Raw genomic sequence first — 26,026 nt, 5'->3', positions numbered from 1 at the left:
TATCAAACCATACTCGGCAATATTATTGCTCAAAGTGTATGTCTTACTTTGCAAATAGCAATATTTAACATCCATGTAACACTAAAATTAAAGGAGGTACAACAAGCATGGAATGACTTAGCAATTATGAATACTTCGACTCAACTTAGCCCACTGCGTAAAACCACCAAACACGAACAAGCAGAAGCCCTTGCCATTGAGCAAGCAAAACACTTTGGCATTGATCCAAGCAGTGATTACGGCACCACGCTGGTGGAATTAGCGACGACACTGTACAAAGCTAACACCAAAACACACGATCTTTGGGCATTGACGGTTGATGGCCTTTCTAAGCTGGATAAGAGTGACCGTATCGCTTGGTTTAACGCCAAACGTTTCTTGTCGTTCCAGATCGCTAAGATCCTCGATAACCTGCAAAACCCAATGCGCGCGACTTACCAATCCATTGCGACTAACAATGGTAATTTTGCCTCAAAAGGCGCGTATCCTATCTTCGATAATGTGGCGGCAATCTTTTCCGCAAGCCCGGTGATTACGCGCACGGCGACCTATCTGTTTGCTTGTACCGAATGGATTGAAGATGCGTTCAATGGTAAAGAGCCACTGCACGATATTTACTCTCGATTGCTGAACCCAACCTCAATCTCTCTGGCGAACCATATGGTTGATCTTGAGGCAGGCTCGAGAGCCAACGAGTATCTTGCATGGAACTTCAACTCAGGTATGGCGGCCATTGATGGCTTGCTGAGTCACTTGCTAGGTCATGAAGATATTGTGTTGGCTTCACGCAACATCTACGGCGGTTCTTATCAGCTGCTGGAGGATTGGTTTGGCAAGCCGTCGAATCTGAATGTCGCGGTAGAGTGGGTGGATGGTTATTCCGGAGATGAGTTTGCGACTCGGCTTGATGAGGTTGCCGATAAATATGCTGATCGCCTCGCTGTAGGCAAGAAAATCTACGTTTACCTTGAGTCACCGTGTAACCCGCACGGCTATGTATTAGATGTTGCGAGTATAAGTAAAGCCGGTCACTCTCGTGGTTGGGATGTGATTGTGGATTCGACGGTAGGTACGCCACTGCTACACCCAGTACTAAAACGTGATGATGTGATGGAAAGACCAGATTATGTGATTCACTCGTATACAAAAGAGCTTGCCGGTTCCGGTACCACCACAGCAGGTGTTGTGATTGGCCGCAACGAGACCATGTTTGTACCAAAAGGAGATGAAGTGACTTTCACCAAGCCCAATGGCGATAAGGCGACGATTCCTTGGAACGAAACCCTGTTTTGGAATGTGTATTACATTAAAGGTGCCTTCTTAGATGCAGATAAGGCGTTTGAAGTGCTCAATGGCATGAAAACCTATGAGATGCGTGTGGTGCAGAAAACCATTAATACGCTAACTCTGGCGAAGATCTTTGATGCCCATCCAGACATCAATGTATCTTGTCCCGCTCTGCCAGACAGCGATAACTACGAACACTGTCAAAACAACATGTACTTGGGTTTACCAGCAGCGCTGTTCACAATCGATATGGAAGGTAACGGCAATCGTGCACCAATCAATCGAGATGGGTTCAAACAGTTCTTCGATATGCTTGAACCCGCTATCGGTATGCAAGTAAGCCTTGGGCAAACCAATACGGTGGCGTTGTGTCCTGCATTGACCACTCACTCAGAGTTGAGCGACGAGGCACTTAATGAAGCAGGCATTAAACCTACGACTATGCGTATCTCGATTGGTTTAGAAGATCCTCGCATGTTTATTGCACATATTATCGAGGCGGCTAAGTTATCGATTGACCGTAAACACGCAGACTTCTCATCGAGCTTCCCGAGTAACGAGTACATCGACGAGATCTATATGCAAACTTATATGGACGTACACCAAAGGTTTGTGAAGAGTCTGCCTAAGTTCGGGCAGCTTAGTCAGTAAAGGTGGTTAAAATTCTACCAAAAGGAATTATGTCAGCAAACAAAAACACCCCATCGAGTGGTAGTCGATCGGGTGTTATTTGTTTATTGTGGAGACTTATGCTTCAAGTTACGCCCAACTAAGTCGTGCATTTTCTTTATTGGATTCAGTTTCTATAATTTCATTCATTAAACGATCAATTTGGAATACGACTTGGATACTCGCATCTTCCATCGCTTGAACCGCTGTGATTATGCCTTTTTTATTCCCTGATGCTGCTTGATGCATGGCTTTTCGACCGTTGTCATGTACCTGTTTATGCGGCTCTTCAAGCAATTGATAGCTTCTCATATGACTGTAAGCCTTACCATCACCGCGATAATACCACTGGCCTAGACGACACTCTGAATGAGTATTGATGGTTTCACCAAAAGCACCGCTTTGGAGTAGGCGATAGGTATTATTTTTCCAGATAGCGTGGTCGAGTTTTACCGAGTCTAAGAACGCACGGGTAGAAGCTATATGAATCACTTGCTTCATGTTTTCTGACTTCACAACCACTTCGTTAACAATAGAGCTTATTTGCGCGGAAGACGCTGATACTTCTTCTGCGCAAACTTGGTTCTCTCCAATAGAGGTCTTTATCGCGTTTACTTGCCCCAAAACTTGCTTTACTAATGAGTCAATTTTTTCGCTAGCTTCACTGGCCTTACCCGCAAGGGTTCTTACTTCGTCAGCGACGACTGCAAATCCGCGTCCAGCTTCACCTGCGCGCGCGGCTTCAATAGCAGCGTTTAATGCTAAAAGGTTAGTTTGGTCTGAAATCTCTTGGATAGTCGATACCAGGTTAGAAATAGCGCCAGCCGTATGATCCAATATATCGACAGATTGAATGCTTTGAGACGCCTGATCGCTGATCTTGATTGCTCGGTTGTCTAGGCGCACCAATGCTTGATGTGTTTGTTTAAACATATCATCCAGCTGTTGAAGCTCTTGGTTTTCATGAGCCATAGATTTCGCACTTTCAACCATCTCTTTTTGAATGGTTTTGAGCATATCTCCACCTTTCAAGCAATTAGACATCATTTGACTGCTGTTGTGATGTTGTTGATGTGTCGATTGAGCGAGGTTTTGCGACTTATTTAATTCCATTTCGAGAGCATTAATATCAGATTCATGCTTCTTTTTTAGTTCGGCAAGTTCTTTTTTAAGTGATTGGTTTTCTAGTTTTATTCGTTTTATTCCAAACATAAAATACCTATATGTATAGATTGGGAAGCTATTTACGTGGCTAATAATGTAACTTATGGTGATAAGGTATTGGTTTTAAAGGTAATAATTATCGGTTGGATTGTAACAAAATATTATTTGGTTGTTAGCCTTATTATCTTGTCTAGGTTGATTAATGACTAGTAAATCACTTTTTTTGTCTGAATATTTAGGTTGCTATCTATTTTATGGTCATTCTTATTATGCAGCTTAATAGGTGATTTTACATTGATGAGCATTATTAATGTTAAGTCTTAATTATCTTTTAAATTAGACCTCTCTAATTTAGCGGGCTGTTAATTTATGCTCTTTAGTATCAGTTCTTATTAAGTTGGTTGTCATTATTAATCTTTCTGACATTCACATTGCAATAGGCTTGCTAATGAATAAATAAGATCTTAACATTCTCTGTGCTTATTATTTATTTGTTAATTATTCTTGTTGTCAATAATAAGATGTTGGTTCCCTTTAAATAATGTGGATATAAGCATTCTATAGTGACGGGAAATACTTCGTATATGGGACGTCATGTACTCAATAGTAGATATGATCATAGCTAAAAATATCTCATATCGAACTTTAATGGATTAAGAAAAATGAAACTAAAGACATTAGCTTTAACGGCTATACTCGCTTTGAACTCTCAACCTGCCTTGAGTTATAGCACCGAGAGGTGGATGGAGGATCTTTTCAGTAACACAAGACGAGACACTCCGCTTAACAATATTGTTATTCCGGGGAGCCACGATAGCGGTGCTTACGACGCGCAAAACTATAGTAAAAAGGCAGCCGGCGTTAATTTCCCACTTTCGAAACTAAGAGACTGGTCTGAAACACAAGACTTGAGTGTAAGAAAGCAGTTGAATGCCGGTACTCGCTTTTTAGATTTGAGAATATATGAAGACCGAGGGGAGTATTACTTCGCTCACTCGCTTATTTACGGAAAAATCGACAATATTTTAAATGAGGTAAGCCAGTTCTTAGACGAAAACCGAGGCGAAATCGTCATCATAAAGTCTACATTTGTCCGTAATGTAACTAACACTGATAATTTTTATCAATCCTTGTGTACTAACAACGCCATCTCAAAGCACCTAATCACAAATGAGTTAAAACCAACATCTAAATACAAAGACCTCATTAAAGCCGGAAACTTAATTATTATACCTGATAAAGGTGTGTCTGGATGTGGGGATAGTTTTTGGCCGCGCCAACGTCTAAAAAGCTATTACAAAGAAAGCATCTATCAAAACCCTAATAAAATAGGAAATTGGATTTCGTCGGAGTTAGCTAAGAGTCGAAGCACAAACAACAATCGACTATATACGGAGCAGCACATTGTTACTCCCACGGCGGAGGTAATTCTCAAAGGTGTGGCTGAAACTCTGGCCAGTAAAGCAGTATGTACCTTAAGTATTAATCTGTTTTGCAAAAACGTGACGGGCTTTTCGACAAACTTGAAAGAGTATGATGCTAAAACTGCGAAACATAACTCCATAGGTTGGCTTTACAACCATTACCACAAGGGAAGCCGTTCGAACATTGTTTTACGAGATTTCGTTTCTGCAGGTAAAAACAGGAAAATTATTGATTTTAATTTGAATAACCGAGATGTCATGGTTCGTGGGCGAGCTGAAAAGGACGATTCATTTGGCAAGGTATTCTCTAGTGGTGATTACAACGGAGATGGCGTGGCTGATCTGCTTGTTGGTTACCCGACTGAGGATATCAATGGTGATAATGATGCCGGCGCAGTGACGGTGGTTTACGGAGGTGATTCACTTCCTTCAAAAGGCTTGAGTATGTTGAGTTCCCGAGGCTTTCACCAAGACTCTAGCGGATTATCTGGCATGTTTACTGAAGGAGGTGACCTGTTTGGTTATGCGCTAGCAAGCGGCGATTTTAACAATGATGGTTTTGATGATGTTGCCATTGGGTCCCCAAATGAAGATATCGATGGAAAATCGAATGTTGGTATGGTCACTGTGCTATATGGAGGGAACAAAGGTCTCACCACTTCAGGCTATCAATTATTAAAAGAAGCCAATATTAGTAAGGGTAAGCAAGAAAAAGAAGACAAGTTTGGCTTCGCATTAGCCAGCCACGACTTCGATGGGGATGGTTATGATGATCTAGCCATCGGTTCTCCATATGAAGACATCGGCTCAAAAGATAATGCCGGCGTAGTCTATGTGAGCTACGGCACCAGCAATGGGCTAAGCAAGAAGCGTATCAGTAGATTCCACCAAAATAACTCTGGTTTAGAGCGCATGGCTGCAGAGAAAGATGACCGTTTTGGACATGAGTTAGCGGCAGGAGACTTTAACGGTGATGGGCTAGGCGATCTAGCGATTGGCGCGCCATATGAAGATTTAGGTGATGGTGATGATGAAGGGATGGTTGTCGTATTATTTGGCACCACTCAAGGTCTTCGTACAATGGAGTATCGTTTTTACCATGGTGACAGAAGTGGTTTCGCTGGTAGCGCTGAAAAGAACGACCATTTTGGCTACACGCTAGCAGCTGGCGATTTTAATAATGACGCCATTGATGAGCTCGTTATTGGTGTTCCATACGAGGATTTGGGCTCTGGGGGAAATAATAATGACGGAAATGCTTTCGTGCTCAGAGGCACAAGCAGTGGCCCTTCAAGAAATAGCATTCGTGAGATTCATCAAGACAAATCAGGTGTGCATGGCTCCGCTGAAAAAGATGATAAGTTTGGTTTCGCATTAACGACCGGAGACTTTGATGGTGATGGTTATCAAGACTTAGCTATTGGTTCACCAACGGAAGACTTGGCGGGCAAGGACAATGGAGGCAAAGTGGATGTGTTCTTTGGTTCTGGTAACGGTTTACGATTAAGCGGAAGCCGTGAATACAATCAAAACAAAAACAATATCACTGGTAGCGTCGAAAAGGACGACAAGTTTGGCTACAGCTTGATGGCTGGAGATTTTGATGGTGATGACAAGGATGATCTGGTTATAGGTGTTCCATTTGAAGACCTAGGCAGCGGCGGTAACAACAATGACGGTACCGTTCATGTGTTATACGGCGACTCTGATAGAGACTTAAACGGTAGAGAGCAAGAAGTTAGACAAGGGACGCGATAGTTACAAGGGACGCTATAGCTACGAAGGCCCTCCTTTCAATAGGAGGGCCTGCATAAATGTTAGAGGTCATTTATGACTTATGGACAACCTCTCTATGCGATGTGTTTTAGCCCCGAAAATTCAGCCTCTATAACCATATTTCTTTTATTTTATGTGGCCATGGAATGACTACATAACCTTACCTGATGTTTTATATAAAATTCCTCAAATGCATGTTTAAAGATAATTAGAACATTGTTGGTTATTTAATGTGTAATTCATTTTTTATGCATTTCTAATAAACTAAACACTAATTAAGTTAGTCTCTAAATTAGTGTTTTTCTAATTTCCTTATCACTAATTTAATAAAGCCTTAAATAATTAAAGGTATTTAAAAAGATATATAATGTAAGTTATCATCAATATCCCAACTAAAGTATCAATAAGGAAATAGCTTGTGTTATTAAGTAGTTCACATAGAGATGTGGATATTAAAGAAATTGAAGGTATATGCTCAAATAGTGATAGCAACCTAGAAAAAATACAAAAAATGTCTCAAATTCTAGAGGTTGTTAACAAGGAACTTGCTGAGTATGAAACTCTTTCTTTACAGGATTACAAGGCTATCGATGATAAGTACTACGTAAGGCACTATATAGTCAGTAAGATCAACGACCTAAACAGCTTGATTTTCATACAGAACTTGAAAATAAGTGTGATGAACACGATCAGATATCGTTATAAAAGTGATGAAAAATCTAGAAACCTCGCTGTGAAATCAAGTATCGCGAGAACAATGATTTATATCGAAGATCTTATCGAGCGTCGTAATGATGGCTTGTTAGGGGAGTCATTGAACAGTGCAATCACAAGTTTAAAGTACGATGAGAACAGTTTGTATTTTAGGCTAGAAAGCGCTTTGATCTACACGTTTCTTAAAGCAGAAAAGTCGCAAGTACTGTTCGCTATTAGCAGCACTGGCTTCAAAGAAGAGATAAAGCTCATTCCGGAATCGGGTGCTAAAATCTCAGAGAAAAAAGTAAACGGCATCGTACAAAGAGCGTTAAGCGGAAATATTCACGATAGTTTAGATGAATTTAATATAACTAAAGTGCTTAATGATGCTACGAGAGAAATAGAGATTTACCATGCTTGTTCTCAAGGTGATGATAAAGCTGCTTTCCGTTTAGCTTTGGCGAAAATGGCAGCAATATCTGATGAGATGAACACTTCGTTGGATTATTTTGACGAAACCTTCGACCAAATTTTATTAAAGAATAATATTCCTAAGAAGGTATTGATCCGAGATAAGTCTAGGAATGGTCTAGAGTTTCAGGTAATGGATACCATGGCGTTATTTTACAGTGACGCTATTACGCTAGAAGATATTATTGTTTATGAAAAGCCTAAAGTAATAGAACGATTTAATGATGTTATTCATTTAATTAGTGTACTTTCTGAAGTCATGGATCTGGAAGGGGATGATAGTCAATCGACTCTCGCTATTGAAAAGATAGTAGGCAGAGAAAATTTCGACTCGGACAGTCAATATTATGCGCAGTTTGTCGATTATAAAAACTCTGATATCGAGCAAGATTTGAACACTCTGATTCGTGATCAATCAATCTATCAAAGTGACTTGAATAGCAATGTCAGCATCATTTCATCCGCAGATATCATATTGCCTTTCTACAGTAAGAATGCGATCAAAAATATTCTTGATGACTATGTGGTCGGCAAAGCAGAGGGTATTGCTGAAGCGTATCGATTGGTAGAAGAGAAATTTCCTAACTGTGATGATTCAGTGAAGGTTTTTATTGCTCTATTTGCTAATTTGTTTATGTCTGCACCTACGACAGAGGCTATCACTTTAGCGATAAAACCAGCGGTGCTGATGCTACAAACTCATCTAGGCATGAGTGGCAGAGTGGTTCTCGTGAAAGATAGTAACCATCGCCACTTCTTAGTCAGCACATTTGCATTCCATCACCGAGTGACTTACCTCGGTGGGGCCGATAATGAGCTTGTTACTCAGTTGATTGAAGTGTTACCTAAACCGGATGAGAACTGGAAAGATGTACCTTACGAAGCTTTAAACGCTATCTTTTTAAAATTGAACATTCCAACAGGTTTTGACGACACTCAGGAGCAACCTAAACCTTTCTTATTGCGCAATCATAGTTTTGATAACTTTATGTGGGACGCAGTACAAGAGACGACGCTCCTTAAGTTTAACCTGATTGCTCAGTCGTTTAAAAAGGTTGGCACCAAAAAACAGTTCCAAGAGAATTATCTTTTGAAAGATCTGGTTGCGAATGAATTTAAGTTATCTCTGAGCGACAAATTGGTCGAAATGAAGGAAGTTCTGTTTACTGAAAGCTTAATGGAAGCCGCATTAAACAACAAGGTTCCGTTCTTACAAGTCGCGCAGAAGATGATAAATGATCCTGATTATGAGGTAGATATTCAAGATGTTGAATCGATTTTGCTTGATTCAATTGTACTTCTAGCAGACATCATTCCCATCTTTTCCCCGATCGCTAAGGCGTTGGATGTTAATCTCTCTGTTATTGTAAATGCTTGTGTAGTGAAAAATATCAGAGTGATTCGTTTATCTAAAACGGCCTTCATGAGAAGCGTTGTTAACGATATCTCTGACGAATTTATACGTCGTTCTAAATTTATATCGAGCGATGCCATCGGCGATCTAAAAAATAAGATAAGAGCGATTAAAAAGTACAAGTTCATGAAAGAAACCAGTGAACGTTTAGAAACCATCAAAACGATGGGATTAAGTGGTGGGGCGGGCAGCTTTAAAGTGAATAGTGCTTACGGTGCCTCTACTGGAAACGTTGTACTTGAAACGTTTGACTGGTGTTTTGATGGAAAAGGACCCGTTGGGAAAGTCGTATCGGACAATAAGATTCCATTGCCAGCTCAGCCTGAAGTTTTTCAATCTATCATCGATGAAAAGGTTTCTATAGTAAGGCAGGCGGATGAACCGATTTTGATTTCTGGTTGGCGTTCCCCACAAACTGGCCGCATTCATATTCTGGATGGACAGCACAGGTTTATTGCCGCGGCGAAGCTGGGGATTCCCGTTGAAGTAAAGATCAAAAAGTTCGGTACTGTACCAACCCAGGTAGACTGGAGTGGCACAAAGTTTAGCCAATCTACCCCTGCAAAGCACAAGATAAAAGGTGTTCAGAAGCCGATATTCAAAAAAACTGTCGTTCAAAAGGCTACTAACACTAAGGGGAAAGTTGAGAACATCCACATTCACCCCGAGCTTAGAATTGGTTCGATTGGCCGACCTAATAAAAACTATTCTACTGGCGCGCAGCTGATGACGTTTTGTGAGAACCTGAAACGTAACAATGTCGCGGCATTGATCTCCCTTGATTCTGGTATGTCGGCAAGAGAGATCGTATCGCTAACCAAGCAATTAGCGAGTCACAATATCGAGTATATCTCTAACAAGACGACGTATATCAAGGACTTCTTTTCTATCAAAGCCCTTACACAGCCTTCAAGTGAAGATATCGATGGTCTAGCGAATCGGGTTCTGGACTTATTGAGTACACGCGAAGGGAATGTGTTAGTCCATTGTGCGTTAGGTGATGGTCGCTCTGGTATGGTTAAGTCTGCAGTGATAATGAAACAAATGTTCAACGAGAGCCGTTTAGATTTAAGCAATGTGCTCGAGGGGACTAAGGCTTACGTCAAACCGTCCATCGAATCCGAACAAGCTGTTTTATCATATTTAGATGTGAAAAATAGCATTGATACGATTCGTAAAACTCATCCAAAAGCACTCGAACGCTCTGATGATATAGAGGTTTTAAATCAATACCTTGAATATCTTCAAAATCGGAGTGCAATTGCATAATTGATCTCGTACTCGTGTCCGCAGTGACACTGAGCTGTTAGGTTACACTGCCTCATCTGAACAAGTAATCGAGTGGGGCAGTGGTCAAGTCAATTCTGGTAAATATAAATAGAGCTTAGAGCTGCTCTATATTAAGTGCCTTCGCTCTTACAGCTTACGCTTTTTGATGAGTGGTATTGGTCATCATAGCTATAAGTCTTGCCACTTTTTTACGCATGTCACGCCTATCTACAATCATGTCTAAAGCACCATGTTCGAGTAAGAATTCACTCTGTTGGAAACCATCGGGTAGTTTTTCCCGTACCGTTTGTTCAATGACTCTTCGGCCCGCGAAACCGATTCTCGCTTTAGGCTCACCGACATTGATGTCACCCAGCATGGCTAAACTGGCTGAGACACCGCCAAAGGTTTGGTCGGTGAGTACCGAGATATAGGGCAGTTTGGCTTCAGACAATCGTTTTAGGGCAGCGCTGGTTTTCGCCATTTGCATCAACGCCATGAGTGATTCTTGCATGCGCGCACCACCACACGCAGAAAAGCATACCAGGGCACAGTCTGATTCAATTGCTTTATTCACTGCATCTACAAATCGAGCGCCCACAACGGAGCCCATTGATCCCGCCATAAAAGAAAATTCAAAAGCACATGCGACAATAGGCATTCCAAGTAGCTCGCCCTTCATCACGACCAGTGCATCTTTCTCACCTGTACTTTTTTGTGCAGAGGCCAGTCGCTCGGTATAGCGTTTGTTGTCTTTAAAGCTGAGTAGATCTTTTGGTTGGTGTTGATTTCCTAACTCCGTACGTTCGCTGTTATCGAGAAATGTTTCTAAACGAAGACGTGCTGTCATGCGCATGTGATGCCCACATTTTGGACACACCTGTAGGTTTTCCTTGAGTGCGATATGGTACAAGATTTGAGTACAAGAAGGGCAGTTGATCCAGACACCTTCTGGGACTGACACTTTACGATTACTTTTTAAGTTATTCTTATTCAATAGTTTTTCTAGCCAGCTCATGGATAACCTTTATTACCATTGTTCGAGTGATGAATATTGTATAAGCCTGATTTTGGTAATAAAGTGTCAATATTTGGCTTTATAATCCAATAATATGGGATTATCTGTGAGGGGATATGCTGGATAAAATTGATCAGCAATGGCTAAAGAGTTTTCATTGTGTTTATGAGAATAATAGCTTCAAAAGAGCGGCAGAGTTTCTGTGTTTACCGACTTCAAATGTTAGCCGACATATTGCGTTGTTAGAGCAACAACTAGACGTAAGACTGTTTGTGAGAAGCACGCGTCGTATTGCTCCAACGGAAGCTGGAGAGCATCTTTATCAGCGCACGCAGCCCTTGTTGGATAAACTCAACCAGGCGATAGAAGAGGTCACACAACACTCTCAAGAGGTGCAGGGGCAGTTAAACATCTTAATGCCGGACTCTGCCGAATTAGCTCAAGCTGTCATTGCCTTTTGCAACCAGTACCCATCCATATCACTGTGTTGTGATACCAGCATCAGTCCAAAAGAGGACTTGATCGACGGCTTTGACGTTATTGTCAGTTTTCATCGAGGAAAGTTAGAAGACAACAGCTGGATCGCCAAAGAAATCCAACGTTGGCCGAGTGCAGTCGTTGCTTCACCTAAACTTCTTCAAACCTGCTCAAAACCGTTTCAGATTACAGATCTAAAACACGTGCCCTGTATCAGTAGCTTTACCGCATTGAACGGAACGCCTTGGGTATTTATAGACGATCATGGTGAATGGGTAACACAGCGAGTCAAATCATCATTTAAGGTCAACAGTGGTCAGCTTGCTAAGGCTGGAGCATTGGCCGGTTTAGGTTTTGCGATACTACCAGCTGAGCTTTGTCGTGAAGAGGTTGAAGCTGGTGAATTAGAAATCGTGGATCTCGAATATCAGCCCGCAGACTTAGTCCTGTATGCGTTTTATGCCTCAAGAAAACATATAGCGAAGAGGGTGCCTGCTTTTATCGAGCACTTGCAGCACCATGCAAAATAAATCAGTAGGTTATTTAAACACCCCCTTGTCTAGGGGGCGGAATAACGGGTACTGAAAAGCTACCCCCCAGTATCGCTAAAGTGCTACATTACAAGTTAACCGCTTGTTTTTAATTACCTTGAGTACCTACGTTATGTCACATACAGCCAAAGATCAGAAAAAACTAAAGGCCCGAGTTAGTAAAATACAAGGTCAGGTCAATGGTTTGAAAAAGATGCTCGATAACGACGAGCAACAGTGCCAAGACGTACTGCAGCAAATAGCAGCGATTCGTGGCGCAGTGAATGGCTTGATGAGAGAGGTCATCAAAGGTCACCTTCTAGAGCATGTGGTACTAGAAGATGACAAAGTTCAGCGTGAAGAAGATATGGAAGTGGTACTGAAAGTATTGGATTCATACATCAAATAGCGCTTGTTTTAGCGGTTCATGTGAGCCTTTCTTTTTACTAGTTCTTTCTTGATAACATTAACAGCGTAAGGCTTCATTGATTTCCAGGCCTTACACTCTTCTCGTGTTCTACCACAGCCTAAACACCACCCTTTGTCGTGTGAAAAATCGCACATATCAATACAAGGGCTTTTCTGCTTTTTCATATTAGAGCCTATCTAGTACTTTCTCTACACTGGCTTCAAGTGAGCGCAGTCGGTTGAATTCTTCGAACAAACGCTGTTCTAGGTTTTTGAAGTTTAGGGGTAAGGTTCTCTGGCAAATCCCGTAGCTGTTGTCTTGGGTTTTGTAGCCTTTCCAACTTTCAATACGATCTTTTTCTAGAGCTTTAAACTGGCGAATAAATTCTGCTTGGGAAGGGCAGTCTTCTTCCGCATGCATGCAAACAGGAAAGGCCTTTTGCTTAATTTGAGGCCCTTCGATAAAGGTCTCAAAGTGGATACCGCCCTGTTTTTGGTTGAACCAAGTCTCTTTATATAACTGAAGGTACTCTCCACGGTTATAGATCTCCCAACCATCCTCGAACCAGTTTGCTTTTCTTAGCATCTTCTCTAGGTTGCGGAAAACACCTTTAACATCTTTCATATGGAAACTCTTCTTCCGTGGTTTGTGAGATAGTGCGTGAAAAAAAACTATACTCCCCCTGAGTATAAAATACTGCCCCCTAGTATATGTGGTTATCGTACATCATCGAATCTTAGAGCTTATCTTAGCGTGCCAGAATCGGAATTAGCGTGTTTGGAAAGGACACCGATAAGCCTGATCTAGCTGTATTCCCGATGTGATTCTAGGCCCTTATGTATGGGGTATTTACGCGGTAAAACTGACAAGTTGATGTTTAACGAGGGTTCATTTCAGTTATGTAGGCCGCATAAAACAAGGGAGGCGAGATTAATCGGTTCTATCCTCGTTAATTTTCAGGAAAATAGCCGCCCGATGATTAATGTCGGTAGTGAACACGAGGTTTCAGGTATGGCAAAGAAAATTATATTTATCCACGGTCGGGGGCAAAAGCCTGACAGGGAGTCGCTTCAATCATTGTGGTACGATGCTATCGAACATGGATTACAGCGTGACTGTAAAGGTTCTGATTCACTCCAAGCTTTCCAGAATATCGAGAAGCGTTTCGTGTATTTTGGCGACTTATCAAACACATTATTGAACAAGCCAACTGAAGAGCCGCTTGTCCGACAACAGGCTTTGATCGATCTCAAAGGGTACACCTCCCATCAGTTTAATAAGAAAACGTATGGTGAAGTTTCGAAGGCAGGGTTCCTGCAAGAGGCGCTCGCGGATACTTTTTCTTCTGTGCTTAGTCGTTTGAAAATGGCAGAGCCACTTATAGCATTAGTTGCTCCCGATATGAGTCATTATTGGTATGAAGACTCTTACTTTGGTAGCGACGTAAGGTATCGATTAATGGTGGAGCTGAGAGAGGCGTTAGATAACCAAGATGAGGTGATGATCGTCGCACATAGCCTTGGCACAATGATCAGTTATGACGTGTTATGGAAACTCTCCCATTACAGTGAGTACCGAAACGCTTACGGCGCAAAAAAGAAGATCGATCTTCTGGTTACGTTAGGTTCACCATTAGGCGATGAGAGTGTAAAAGAGCGCTTGAAAGGGAGCCGTTTAGAGGGCATGAAAAAGTACCCTTTAAATATTCATAGGTGGGTGAACTTGTCGGCTGAAGATGACTTTATCTCTCACGACAGCAAAATCAAAAATGACTTTCAAGAGATGCTCAAACTGGATTTGATTGCTGGTGGAATGAAAGACATTTATCCAATTTACAATCTCAATGTGTGTGACGGGCAAAGTAACCCGCACGCTTCTATTGGTTATCTTATAAACCCCCAATTCATCTCCGTGTTAGATGAATGGCTTGCCAGTTAGCGGTAGCGCGCAAGTTCAAATACGAATATTCAAAGGTAGATAGCCAAATAATCAAATGAGTATTGCGATGTGGAGATCTTGCTTAATCCAATATTATCACTGCGATTGTACTCCTCAATCGAGTGGTCGAACCCATAAGCTGTAGAAGGCGCCATATATTGAGTAATGCCGTGTTGTGTCGTTGTTATTTGATCATGGCCATGACCACAAATCACCTCTCGTACTCCATATTTCTGAAGCACCTTCATTATGGAAAAATCGTTCTCGAGACGTATTGCTTGCATCCAATCGGCACCGACAGGGATGATAGGGTGGTGAACAATAATGATAGGGTTACTGGCTTTTCTCAGCTGTTTCTTTAACTGGGCTAGGCCTCGATTATCGATACGCCCTGAACCGCGCGGGTGAACGCTGTCTTTGGGTTTGAAACTCGAATCGAGGAACACAAACTCTCGCCCACAAATGTTGGCTCTGTCGGTTACGCAGATCGTCGTACCTTTAAGTTCTGTGCGCATTAAGCGAGAGTCATCATGGTTGCCTGCAATCGCATAAATAGATTTGTCGGTAAGGTTTCGAACGAATGTTTCTAAGTGAACATAGTCACCGGGTTGGGGGTTACAGCAAATGTCACCTGTTAGGAAAATAACTTCGCATTCTTGATCGTTATTGACGTATTCAAGAGCTCGACGTAGGTTTCCATAGCTGGATTCATCAGAGAGGTGGCAATCACTGATTTGGTAAATGGTGTTCATTATTGGCGTCCGGTTATTTCAATTCTTGAGTGAGATAATCAAGCAGGGCTTTTACCTTAGGTGCTTACCTTTTATGGCTTAGCCAGAGCGTGTTTCGCTTTATGGATCTAAATGCCCAATCATACAAGATACTAATTAGCTTACCATTTTCTACAAATTGTTCAGCTATGTTATCTGGTAACTCTTTGCTCCTAAGCTCCTGAATCACCATGCGCCCGTGAGTTTTGATTAGTACAAAAATGCCTGCTGTATGAGCAGGCATTGTGTGAGGTAGGTTTAATAGAATGACTCCCACAAACTAGTGAAGGAAAGCATTCAACCCTAGTGGATTAAAGAAGCGAATCCCGTTGGAGAGATAAAACCATCATTTGTTCTTTGGTCAACCGTCTTTAAAATTGGGTTGATGTAAAACTCTACGATTTCGTCACTATTGATTCGATTCATGTACAACATGACCGTTTGATCAGATTGTACGACAGCGCCATCGATAGCGGTTAATTTATCAACGTCTGGTGCGTAAAAGTCTTTGTTAAGCTCTATGCCAGTATCAAAGTCATAGAATGTTTGAGTCTCAGTATCGAATGCCGATACTTTGACTGTTACCCCTTCCTTAACCCAAGATTCATTGTAATCGACGCAAAACAGGGTATGTTGCGAGGCTCTCAATGCATCGAATGAAGAGTAGGGGCGACTTTTGTCTATCAGCGCACTTTCTCCAACGTAGTCGTAGCTATTCTCATTGAGCTTATTCACTACGCATCCAATATTCATGTCATAACCATTAATTTGTGGGCTGCGCTTACTTGTATTAACGGTATTCCCTTCAGAGCCAGTAATGTCGTATTGGCTTTGCGTCGAGACTAGCTTGTCTCCAACTGGCGTGACAAATGAAAAGTAGTTTGGCTGTGCACGGTCGATCCCTGCTAGTTTGCCATCAACCACTCTCAAGGAATCATAACGCGAATTCGTATCGTGATAGTCTAGTTCCTGATATTCATCTGAAGATTTGATATAGGCATAGTGATTATAATTCACAGCATGATCTTCTGGTGGATCTTGGTAGTCGACGAGAATGTTACCTTGTGCGTCTATCTGTATGTCTCGTTCATCGGCATACGCACGACTTTTTAACGTTTTGAAGACAAAGGCATTATCTTTTAGCACTGCTTTGTAGATTCCTCTTGTGTGCCAATGCTCGTCATCTGTAATGTCAAAGCTATATAGCGTCTCATTTGGTGCTAAGTCACCTTGTTTCTGTTGGCTAAGAAATGGGCTCTCGTTTTGTAACTCAGCATCAAATTCCGATACCTTACCGTCAATCACAATGGGATAAAGCTGACCACTTTCTTTGTCCATGATGACAGGGTAATTGCCATAATACGTTTTACCTTTCCAAGCGACCGTTGAGTTGTCCATGTTAAACATGGTGTACTTCTGGTTGATATCGAATACACGTGTAACCGTTGGCATAACCGCTTCGTCACACTGTTCGCATGGCTGGAAGGCAACTTCGAATATGCGCTCGTCACCTTGTAAATTTTTGTACGCCATCGTATTCAATGCCGTATTGCTTGCGGGCTCAATGTCAAAATTGGAAGGCTTAATTGTCTGAAAGTTGGTTTGGGGAATATTCAGTGATTTGAGGGCCGGAAGCTTAACAAGCGGTGCTGGATCAATTGAGCCATTACCGTTTGAACCTCCGCCATTCGAGCCTCCACTGCTTGAGCCGCCGCCACACCCGGTAAGGGCCATAGATAGCATTGCTGCGATTGAAATAGTGTATTTCTTAATGTTCTTGTTTTGCATGAGCTGACTTGTGTTCTTGATTGTGGGATTGATACTTCTCTCTAACTTAACCGCCACTTTATTTTTTATCTGAAACCAACATTGGAATCAGGTGTTTTGTTGTGTGCGGTCAATGATTCTGAGCGGAATCATTGTGTATTCACATATTGGGATGAATACGAGTAAGTTAGGACGCTTTGTTTAAATGCCTTTGTAGGCTTGTTAAAGAGTTGCGCGATTATAGTTATTTTTATTGTGTTGCCAGCTGTGCAAACTAATATTTTATAAATGATTGGTTGAATGACTATTTCTAAGTAACTAGCGGCATATATTTGGTGTATAGCTATAGCATGATTTAATTATTCTGATGTATTTAGTCAGCCAGTTGTCGCTTATTATTTTTTTTGACGCAGCATATGGTCGTACTTTTAATAAGCACTTAAAATCTAGCGGTATGTTAAATGAATATATTAGAGAGTAGGAATATAATCTGGAGTTTAGCACTATAAATGCCATGGTACATATTGAAAGTGTGGTAATTAAATAACCTACGTGCTTATAGGGTGGATATACAGTGGGTAGGGAACAGGTTGTGATTCTTAAATGCTGCTATTTACGTAAAATTAGCAGGAATACCATAATTACAATTTGTCGTTTTATTTTTTTCGCAAGTTGTATGTGTTAGTGCAATAGACTTAGTTAGTTAAGTGAGTCCTTAAATACTAAAGAATATTCCCATTACCTAATGGATCTAGTGAAGCCGCTGCGTAAGATGTTGTGCTGAGTAGTAGAAATAATATGGTCCACTTTAACATGATAGGTCCTCATTTTTTGGTTCGGTGCATAGGGTATTAGATAGCTTAATGGTGTGTAAAGCATTAATAGATAAGAGTTTTTATTGATAAATTCGTCGAGTTAGCTCGGTGTAAGTACGTGCGAAGACATGAAAACGGCCTAAGGTTTTAATAAAAAAAAGCCACCCCGAAGGGTGGCAAATACAAACGAGAAGAATCATTACAAATGAAAAGCCCTTATTTCATAGTAAAGATATTCTACAAGGTTATGCAGACGGTTGAATATGAACATTATGTTGTAGATGTTGCAAATTTGTAATTGGCAAAGTGTGATATTTGAACAGGAAATGCCCGATATATGCACATTTTGTTTGATCTAGCGCTGATATTTCCGCCGCTAGTATCTCGTCCTTTTGCCTATTCAGCTCTTTGTTCTGGGTTCATTTCATTATTCAAAAACTCTTCAAGTGGAATCGGTTTAGCGAACAAGAAGCCCTGTAGGTAGCTGACGCTTCGCTCTCTTAAATAATCTGCTTGTTGCTCTGTTTCAACGCCTTCAGCGATAACATCTAGAGATAAGTCGTGCGACAAGGTGATCATGTTTTGAAGTAGGTGGCCTGTTATTGTGTCAACGCCAATGTCTCGGACAAAGGTTTGGTCAATCTTTAGGTAGTCGAGGTCTACTTTTTGTAAGTTAACCAAAGAGGAGTGACCCGTACCAAAGTCATCTATTGCTATCTTGCATCCGAGCGCTTTGATTTTCCCGAAAATATCATCGGTTAAATCGCAGTAGTTTAGCGCTTCTCTTTCTGTGAGTTCTAGAACTAGAGTAATGTCGTCACAGTCAATAATATCGATAAATTCCTGACACGCCTCCAGTAATGTGCCTTTCGAACAGTGCTGGGGTGAAATGTTTATACCCACATGGAAACCATTGGGTAGCTTGTCTATGAAAGGCTTAATTTGCATAGCAGTAAGCCGCATCAATTGATGTGTCATCGGTACAATAAGACCAGAGGTTTCAGCCTTAGGAATGAAAAGATCTGGCCTCACGATGCCTTGCACGGGGTGTTTCCACCTTAATAGGATCTCAATGCCTTGTATTGTACGAGTTTTACTATCCACAATCGGCTGAGCGTACGGGACAAACTCTTTTCTTTCCATTGCTCGCTCGATTTCGAGGTATAGATTAGAGGGACGCCTTGATAGCCATATAAGATAAAGGGCAAACAGAGTTTGCAGCAGTATGATGGCTACAATGTATTGTTTATCCTTGGCCCAGAATGCCGTCAGCATATTAGGGTAAGCAAACCCTGCATGTGCGCTATAAGGAAACTCTTTTGATGACACTTGATGCCAAGAGATGAGTTTTTCTACTGGGTTTGTCTTTACGGTCAACTCTTTACTATCAAGCCACTTATCACCGACCGCAATAAATGATCGTAACTTGCTGCCTGAAGTGAGCGACTCTCTTAGGTAAAGGCTATCAATCCCACTTAATGCCGCGTGATCATCCAACGTTGACCTCACCACGATAAGAGGGTGAGAAGTATCAACATTACTTCCATTAAGCAGCAGTAATTGTCCTGAAGTGTATGCGGTAGGATCATATTTGTAATTGCCTTCACCCCAAATAGAGGTGCAGAAGATAACATTGTCTTTCGCTAGATTGGCACTTCGTACGTAAGGTATGGTTGCTACCAGATGTCTAAGGGCTAGGGCTTCATCTTCACAGGCATTAGAGTTTAGCAATAGCTTTAAAGCACTCGTGTTGGTCTCCTTACCAAACTCAAGAATCTCATCTACTTCTTGAACAATATTCATTGCTTTCTGGTTGGCTTGCTCATCCAGTGAACGCCCAAAATTGAGATACAAAAAAGTGAGAGCCAAGACACAAGGGATAAAAGAAAGAAATACTAGCGTTGTTGGGCTAGTTTTTTTGTTTGCAAACATAGAAGGCCTAGTTAATTGAGTCTTTTTTGTTTTAAGAGAAGAGCATTTAACGAGATTGGGTACCCAAGTGCTTCGTTAGGAATACATAAACATCAGTATAAAGCATAATTTTAATCTTTCACTTAAGATTCGCTGCTGATTCCACGTCGTCCATTCTCATTTTTGAGAAATAATTGTTCAACACGAAGCATATAGTGAGTGAAAAATACATATTACCTATTTTATCTGCAAAGACATGTGGTGTACGTTAGTAACTCTTCATAGAATAATCAGCATTAGGTTAGATTATTTCCCTTACGGAAAATATTAACTATACAGTTTTCTTATATCACTATTAATATTAAGGTTATTTGGCGGCCGTCTATAGAGATGAATCCTCAATGGTAAATGCCCACTTGATACACTTTGGTGTGCAAACAAACCCCATTGTGTATTTTTTTATCATGAATATATAAACGTTTTGTATTGATTTTTTATTATTTATAGCCGTTATTTCAATCAGTTCTGCCTGTTGAGCTAAGATCTGCTCTTTAGTCTTTTGCAATAGAACGTCGCTTAGTTTTGTATCAAATACATTCACTATTTCATCATAACTAAGTTGCTTCCCCTCGATAGAGATAAAGTAAGCTTTATTTCCAACTTCGTTGATCTCATCGACGCCGTTTTGAGCCAAAAGGCTCATGGCTCCGTTATGGGTACCAGCAATCTTCCATATGAAGCCTTCTGGCGCTGTTAGTATTTGACCGTAGGTCGTACATTTTACATCGGACAGCTCCGAAATTAGGCCTGGCATTCCGGTGACCATATCATCGGGACCATCTTTACAGGGTATCTGAAACTCTGGATTCACTAGATCGACCAATTGAGCGGCGTGTAATGGTGCTGTGAGTCCCATCAAGGCAATGCTTAATATCATCTGCTTAAACATTTCAACTTCTCTTAATTGTTTTGTTTAAATAGGGCGTGCCCAAGGCCAAGCATTAATCAAAAATTGATTACTTCAAGTGTGGTGCACTTGATGCAATTGTGCAAAAAGCAGGGGAAAGTTTGAGTTCAATTCAATAGGTATAAGCGGTGCTGAATCATCTAGATGAACTCACGCTAAAAACAGGCAGTGGAACTGTACATGGGATTTTTAAGAACTAGAACATGGGGTTAAGCTGAGTGCGGTAGGAATCTGTTTTGTAAGGCTAGAAAATATTAAGACCTCAACTCTGAGAGGTCTTAATACACTTATGTTAGTTAGCTTTTGATGCTTTATGTTGCTCAACCATGAAAGTAATCGCGTCATCACTTAGGCACGATTTGCTCACGTATTGGCGTTGCTTCCCAATATGAATGATAAAGCCAAGGTCAGTCTCCTCAAGCTCGTCGATCTGGTTCCACTTAATCGTGTTGGTGGTCTTATAGTTTTTGTAACTCACGCCATCTAAATCACCTTTAAATACCACTTTGCTGCCAGCGCCAGAGCTGATTCTTTGTCGCCACAACCACCAGGTTCGTTTGCAATATACGCTGAACGCTTCAATAACACTCAATACAATGAAGAACCAACCAACGTAGCCGCTCGGTAATAGTTCAAACTCAAGTAGAACCCAACCAAAAAGAAGAAACAAAAACGCCTTCAAATACGCTTTTGGGAATTGAGTTGGGACGCTCGTTTGATCATAGCACTCAGCGAAGAAAGCTTTGTCGAGGGTGTACTCTGTGGTGAAACCGGGTTCTTTAGACATGTATGGCTACTTTAAGGTTCTCTGTAAATGGATTTTCGGTGGGCAGGTGTCCCACGCTGCAATTTCGCAACTTGATTATTGTATCGCTTCTTATGGCTTATCTTTAGCTATTTTGGTTATCTTTTGTAAATCGATGATACTAGATAACGGTATTCGTACTATTAGCTATGCAACGTTTGAATAAAATTAAAGGGTGTTTATGTCAGCGAAGTAAAAAGACCTATGGCTAAGAGGTCTTTAGTCTGGGGAAGTGTTATGTAGTTTCTAGCAGTGTTAGAGCGCCCCTACAGTTACATAGTAAACACCGGCGACATACCGCTGTCTTGTCCACTCATTAGCAACAAGCCAATTAAGACAAGTAAAACACCACCAAACAGTTGCAAGTAATGACCTGCAGCTTTCAATGACGCACTGTTATTCTTGTTACCTGCAGCCAAATAGCGTTTTACCAAGTTTTTGCCTGTTAGTGTCATGATTGCAATCGTCGAGGTCGTGAACGCGGTACCTATCGCCATGGCAAAGGCACTGACAACCCCCATCCAATATAAGCCAACCATGTTTGCGAAAAGCAGAACCATAATCGCACCTGTACATGGCCTTACGCCAATCGTAACGATGATTCCTGCATATTCACGAAGTGTTGAAGCTTTGTTTATAGCGTCTGCATCGGCAACATGCTGGTGGCCGCATCCACAATCCGTATGAGAATGATCTGTGTGAGCGTGTTCTGCAGTTTGTAATGCGTTAGATGGCTTCAACATCATTGAACCAGCAGGTACTGATGAGCGAAGCGCCATTGGTGATTGGACTGAAATTGGCGAAGACGTATCGGCAGCTAAGGTGGTGATCGCTTTCACTTTCAATTTTGGTGTACGCATTGTGGTGTAGATGTTTTTAAGAGCCTTCCAACAGATCAATGCACCCACTACCGCGACTAACGCGAAACTCAACGAGACAAACATATTGGCTTTGTCATTCACCATTCGCATAGAAGCGCTAAAGCCCCATAGCAACACGCTTACTAATAATATTGCGACTAATGCTTGTAAAAATGCAGAAACAATCGTTAGCACTAAACTGGCTTTTGCTTTTGTTGGGTGAGTAGCTAAGTATGTTGAGACGATGACTTTGCCGTGTCCTGGTCCAAGTGAGTGAAGCATGCCGTAGATAAAGCTGAACCCGATAAGGTAGCTACCTGCGCCCCAAGGGTTAGACTTCGCATCATAGAGGAGGTCGGCAAGCTCTGAATTAACTTCTCTTTGCCATTGAATGCTGGATATCACCAATGATGGCCACATCACCCACAGTTGGTATGCACCGACGGCAACGAGTGTGAAGGCAAGGACACCTGTAAGGTAGTATTTTGTTTGAATTTGATTTTTCTGCATTAAATGCACCTTTATCAGAAATCTTTTTCTTGATGATTAGAGAGACTTAACGAGCACAGACGCTTAATTGTCGAAACGCCTAATCGTAAAAATAAACGCCTTGGTTAAGCACCAGGAACCGCGGCACAATGAAGCTCGACCGACTGAGTGAATAGCTGGCCTAATGTGTTGTCTGGGTCGGCATCGGCAGGTAAAGACATCGCATAACTCATTTGCTCAGGCGTTGGGTTCGGCTCGATAATTTCTAACTTACATTGTCTTGCGAGCTCTGGAGATAACGTCACGTCTTCATTGGCGATCCACGACATATCGACAAAATAGCTCGGGTCGAAAATTAACATGCGAAGCGAATCGCGGGTGACCGGTTTTGGCTTTGAAAGTGGTAGGTCGAACGTTAGAACCATTTTGGCTTTATCACGTTCGAACTTAGCGTGTTCAGCAACCTGATATTTAATTGGCTCCTCACCATCGTAGAAATAGGTGAAGTAGTGCTCGTACATCATGTTTTCGATTACTGAGGCCGCAAGGTTCTTGAACGTCTCTTCCTCTTTTTCTGGAGAAACGTCTTCGCCATCCAGCATGTACATAGAGGTCATGGCGTCAAAAGACCACTCCATTGAGAATCCGGTGATCATGCCATTCTCGCCCTCTATATGAGTTTTCATTTCGATCCAAGAGTGGGGGTGTGCATGCAGGTTCGGAGCAAAAGTCAGCATCGCTAACCAAAGAGGTAAATGCTTAACAGAGCGTAATCTCGTTGGGAAACGACATAAATATAGTGAGGAGAGGCACCTGAGCACCTTGATTAGACTAAATAGCGGTTTCATGGGACATAATAGTTAATTGATGTAATGTTATACTATAACAACTGGTAGTGCTGTTCACATCAAATTTGTGTAAATCATCAATTCACTTGTAATAATGTACAGCAAGTGTCGATCATTATTTTTTATGAGCCTCCCATACTCAAAGTCATCAAATTACTCAGTGTTGCGTTATCTCTATTTTGTATTCGATATGAAACTAAGCTCTAATAATTTTTGGAGTGCGACAAACAAAAGAGTGCCTGAAGTGATGATCACCAAATTGATAAGTGCGACATTATTATGTTTGTTGTTTTTCTGTAGCGTTATCAAAGCAGAGACGAACATACGTATTTTGAATAATACCCGTGAGGATCTTAGCCTATTTATATCCGGAGATGAGCAAGTTATCACCTCAACCGGCGTCAACCATATCAGGCCTTATAGCTATGCTGAGGTTGCTAACCTGAGTCGATATGGTGGTATAAAAGTAGGCAAAGACTACTACTTTTTTATATTTTTAGGCTACGAATATCTCACTCCAGTCGTTAGGCTAAAAGGAACAGCGTGGGGGTCTGATATGTCTTTTACCCTTGTCGATCCTGAAACCACACATATCGGTGACTTATACAGTGATCGAGCAATTCACGGGAACAATAAAGGGGGGTACCGATACTATTATAAGGCTGATTACACCGGTGGTTATGATGATATAATGTTTGTTATAAGTGAAGAGCCAACGGCTCCATTATCTGATGCGAATAGCATCAATATACTGACTTACAACGTATGGCTGCTCCCTTATATTGGAGAGCATATGAATGATAGAGATATACGAATTGCTGAAGCGGTCAAGAATCATGACGTGGTTTTTATGCAGGAGGTGTTCAGGCGAGAAAATGAACTACGTTTAAATGCGGACATGCAGCGCCATTTTCAGTATGTCAGTCATAAACTCGATGGTGGTGGCAGTAATACCTACGATGGCGGTGTTATTACTTATAGTAAATATCCCATTGTTGAACAGGCACAACATGTCTTTGATAACTGTCGGGGAACCGATTGTGCGGCAGATAAAGGTGTTCTCTATACCAAGATAATAAAAGATAGCCGCCCTTATCATCTGTTTAACCTGCATCTTGGCTCTTGGAATTCCCGCGAACATCGAAATATACGAATGCTGCAGGTCGGTGAAATACTCGCCTTTGTGGAACGGTTAGGTTTACCGGAGGACGAGCCTGTTATCTTCGGTGGTGATTTCAATATCGCCAAGCACAAGTTTCCGCTCGATTTCACTCAAATGCTAAGAGTACTGGATTTGCAAGAGCCTTCTTTAAAGGGGGCATTGACCTATAGTTACGATCCGCTTGTGAATCAAAACCTATCCGATAGTGATCAATCAGCCCAAGAACGATTGGACTATCTGTTGTATTCAAATAATGGCAGCGTGATGGCGAGTTCCAGCAAAATTGAAGTGTTACGCAGTTTTGACGATGACATGTGGGGTGTGTGGGATTTATCTGACCACCTTGCGGTAAGTGCACGTTTTGAAGTGCCCTGAAATGATAGGGCACTGTTCATATGGGCAATCATTATGTTTTTAGAAGAATTTCTTAATCGCTTTTTCAGCACATGCGACATCTAAGTGACCACCAGGAGCACCGCCCACACCAATCGCCCCAATCATTGCGTTGTTGAGTTGTACCGGAACACCACCCGCGAGAAATAACAGGTTGTCATCCATATTCTGTAAAGGTTGCATGATCGGCTTATCGGCGATGAGCTTCATCAAGTTACCTGAAGGCTGCTTCATGCTTGCCACTGTGAACGCTTTTTTGCGCGAGCTATCAAGGGTGTGAATACCTGCACCATCAGAACGCAGTTGAGCAATCACATTACCCGACAAATCAACAACAGTTGCAGAAACCTTGTAGCCATCTTCCTTGCATTGATTTACTGCTTCATGAGCAAGCTTGAATGCCGCTTCTGATGAGATTTGAGTGAAAGAGACCGTTTGTGTCTCTGCCGCCATTGCGTTGTTAGAAAGGCTAAGGAAACCAAGAGTTGCTACTAGTACAGTTAGTTTTGTCATTTTCATGTTTACTCCATTAAGACATTCTTTTTCAGGTATAGGGTTTCGATGAGTGCTGGTCTGATATTGACAAGCCACTCTTAATCAACAGATTCATACTAACGAACGCATGATTACGAGGTGCTTTCTTGAACATTACAAAGTTGCAATGTTGCTTATATTCGAGAAAGGATATTGATAGAGT

Annotated in this window: 19 protein-coding genes; 7 read left to right on the top strand and 12 right to left on the bottom strand. The window is 41.5% G+C overall.

Annotated features, from left to right (window positions below):
• Positions 1–126 precede the first annotated feature (126 nt).
• Complete coding sequence (locus tag F0228_RS09820) at positions 127–1,938, top strand: PLP-dependent transferase (protein ID WP_171762175.1); 1,812 nt, start codon at positions 127–129, stop codon at positions 1,936–1,938.
• 108 nt (positions 1,939–2,046) lie between these two features.
• On the opposite strand, the gene F0228_RS09815 is transcribed toward F0228_RS09820, so the two are convergent.
• The gene (locus tag F0228_RS09815) at positions 2,047–3,168 is read right to left on the bottom strand and encodes a methyl-accepting chemotaxis protein (RefSeq protein ID WP_171762174.1); all 1,122 of its coding nucleotides are present in this window, start codon (positions 3,166–3,168) and stop codon (positions 2,047–2,049) included.
• Positions 3,169–3,782: 614 nt separating this feature from the next.
• Between F0228_RS09815 and F0228_RS09810 the strand changes: the two genes are divergently transcribed.
• On the top strand, positions 3,783–6,302 hold the full coding sequence (locus F0228_RS09810; RefSeq protein WP_171762173.1) for an FG-GAP-like repeat-containing protein: 2,520 nt from the start codon (positions 3,783–3,785) through the stop codon (positions 6,300–6,302).
• Between the two features lie 436 nt (positions 6,303–6,738).
• Positions 6,739–10,170 carry a hypothetical protein gene (locus F0228_RS09805; protein WP_171762172.1) on the top strand — a complete coding sequence of 1,144 codons (3,432 nt, stop codon included), beginning with the start codon at positions 6,739–6,741 and terminating at the stop codon, positions 10,168–10,170.
• A 154-nt stretch (positions 10,171–10,324) separates the two neighbouring features.
• On the opposite strand, the gene accD is transcribed toward F0228_RS09805, so the two are convergent.
• Positions 10,325–11,188 carry an acetyl-CoA carboxylase, carboxyltransferase subunit beta gene (accD, locus tag F0228_RS09800; protein WP_171762171.1) on the bottom strand — a complete coding sequence of 288 codons (864 nt, stop codon included), beginning with the start codon at positions 11,186–11,188 and terminating at the stop codon, positions 10,325–10,327.
• Positions 11,189–11,304: 116 nt separating this feature from the next.
• Here accD and F0228_RS09795 point away from each other — a divergent pair, with 116 nt between their 5' ends.
• Both F0228_RS09795 and rcnR read left to right on the top strand, forming a co-directional pair.
• Positions 11,305–12,195 carry a LysR family transcriptional regulator gene (locus tag F0228_RS09795; RefSeq protein WP_171762170.1) on the top strand — a complete coding sequence of 297 codons (891 nt, stop codon included), beginning with the start codon at positions 11,305–11,307 and terminating at the stop codon, positions 12,193–12,195.
• Between the two features lie 133 nt (positions 12,196–12,328).
• A complete protein-coding gene (gene rcnR / locus F0228_RS09790; RefSeq protein WP_008223718.1) occupies positions 12,329–12,604 on the top strand; it encodes a Ni(II)/Co(II)-binding transcriptional repressor RcnR in 276 nt (91 codons plus the stop codon).
• A gap of 8 nt (positions 12,605–12,612) precedes the next feature.
• Here the strand turns inward: rcnR and F0228_RS09785 are convergent, their stop codons facing one another.
• Positions 12,613–12,789 (bottom strand): DUF1289 domain-containing protein, encoded by a 177-nt coding sequence (locus tag F0228_RS09785; protein ID WP_171762169.1) that lies wholly within the window; start codon positions 12,787–12,789, stop codon positions 12,613–12,615.
• Between the two features lies 1 nt (position 12,790).
• Positions 12,791–13,228 carry a hypothetical protein gene (locus F0228_RS09780; RefSeq protein ID WP_008223720.1) on the bottom strand — a complete coding sequence of 146 codons (438 nt, stop codon included), beginning with the start codon at positions 13,226–13,228 and terminating at the stop codon, positions 12,791–12,793.
• A 387-nt stretch (positions 13,229–13,615) separates the two neighbouring features.
• On the opposite strand from F0228_RS09780, the gene F0228_RS09775 reads away from it, so the two are divergent.
• Positions 13,616–14,542, top strand: coding sequence for a hypothetical protein (locus F0228_RS09775; protein WP_061031901.1), 927 nt, complete (start codon positions 13,616–13,618; stop codon positions 14,540–14,542).
• 29 nt (positions 14,543–14,571) lie between these two features.
• Here the strand turns inward: F0228_RS09775 and F0228_RS09770 are convergent, their stop codons facing one another.
• The 7 genes from F0228_RS09770 to F0228_RS09740 all read right to left on the bottom strand — a co-directional run bounded on the left by F0228_RS09770 (position 14,572) and on the right by F0228_RS09740 (position 23,663).
• Positions 14,572–15,294, bottom strand: coding sequence for a metallophosphoesterase (locus F0228_RS09770; protein ID WP_171762168.1), 723 nt, complete (start codon positions 15,292–15,294; stop codon positions 14,572–14,574).
• Positions 15,295–15,615: 321 nt separating this feature from the next.
• Entirely contained in the window at positions 15,616–17,100 is a 1,485-nt protein-coding gene (locus F0228_RS09765) for a hypothetical protein (RefSeq protein ID WP_171762167.1), read from the bottom strand.
• Positions 17,101–18,290: 1,190 nt separating this feature from the next.
• Complete coding sequence (locus F0228_RS09760) at positions 18,291–19,826, bottom strand: EAL domain-containing protein (RefSeq protein ID WP_061031555.1); 1,536 nt, start codon at positions 19,824–19,826, stop codon at positions 18,291–18,293.
• Positions 19,827–20,187: 361 nt separating this feature from the next.
• Positions 20,188–20,754, bottom strand: a complete 567-nt coding sequence (locus F0228_RS09755; RefSeq protein WP_171730584.1) for a hypothetical protein — start codon at positions 20,752–20,754, stop codon at positions 20,188–20,190.
• Positions 20,755–21,064: 310 nt separating this feature from the next.
• Positions 21,065–21,559: a YcxB family protein gene (locus F0228_RS09750; RefSeq protein WP_061031553.1), complete on the bottom strand. Its 495-nt coding sequence runs from the start codon at positions 21,557–21,559 to the stop codon at positions 21,065–21,067.
• Between the two features lie 290 nt (positions 21,560–21,849).
• The gene (locus F0228_RS09745; protein WP_061031551.1) at positions 21,850–22,947 is read right to left on the bottom strand and encodes a nickel/cobalt transporter; all 1,098 of its coding nucleotides are present in this window, start codon (positions 22,945–22,947) and stop codon (positions 21,850–21,852) included.
• Between the two features lie 104 nt (positions 22,948–23,051).
• Positions 23,052–23,663, bottom strand: coding sequence for a DUF1007 family protein (locus tag F0228_RS09740; protein WP_253820290.1), 612 nt, complete (start codon positions 23,661–23,663; stop codon positions 23,052–23,054).
• A 301-nt stretch (positions 23,664–23,964) separates the two neighbouring features.
• Here F0228_RS09740 and F0228_RS09735 point away from each other — a divergent pair, with 301 nt between their 5' ends.
• The gene (locus F0228_RS09735; RefSeq protein WP_253820289.1) at positions 23,965–25,311 is read left to right on the top strand and encodes a sphingomyelin phosphodiesterase; all 1,347 of its coding nucleotides are present in this window, start codon (positions 23,965–23,967) and stop codon (positions 25,309–25,311) included.
• Positions 25,312–25,350: 39 nt separating this feature from the next.
• Here F0228_RS09735 and F0228_RS09730 read toward each other — a convergent pair whose 3' ends face one another.
• The gene (locus F0228_RS09730; protein ID WP_171762165.1) at positions 25,351–25,848 is read right to left on the bottom strand and encodes a heme-binding protein; all 498 of its coding nucleotides are present in this window, start codon (positions 25,846–25,848) and stop codon (positions 25,351–25,353) included.
• Positions 25,849–26,026: the final 178 nt, after the last annotated feature.

Origin of the sequence: Vibrio sp. 99K-1 (assembly GCF_013114585.1) — a bacterium.
In the GTDB taxonomy this organism is placed as follows: Bacteria; Pseudomonadota; Gammaproteobacteria; order Enterobacterales; family Vibrionaceae; genus Vibrio; species Vibrio chagasii_B.
Note: the sequence above shows the minus strand (reverse complement) of the source record. Positions and strands in the feature narration are given on the sequence as shown.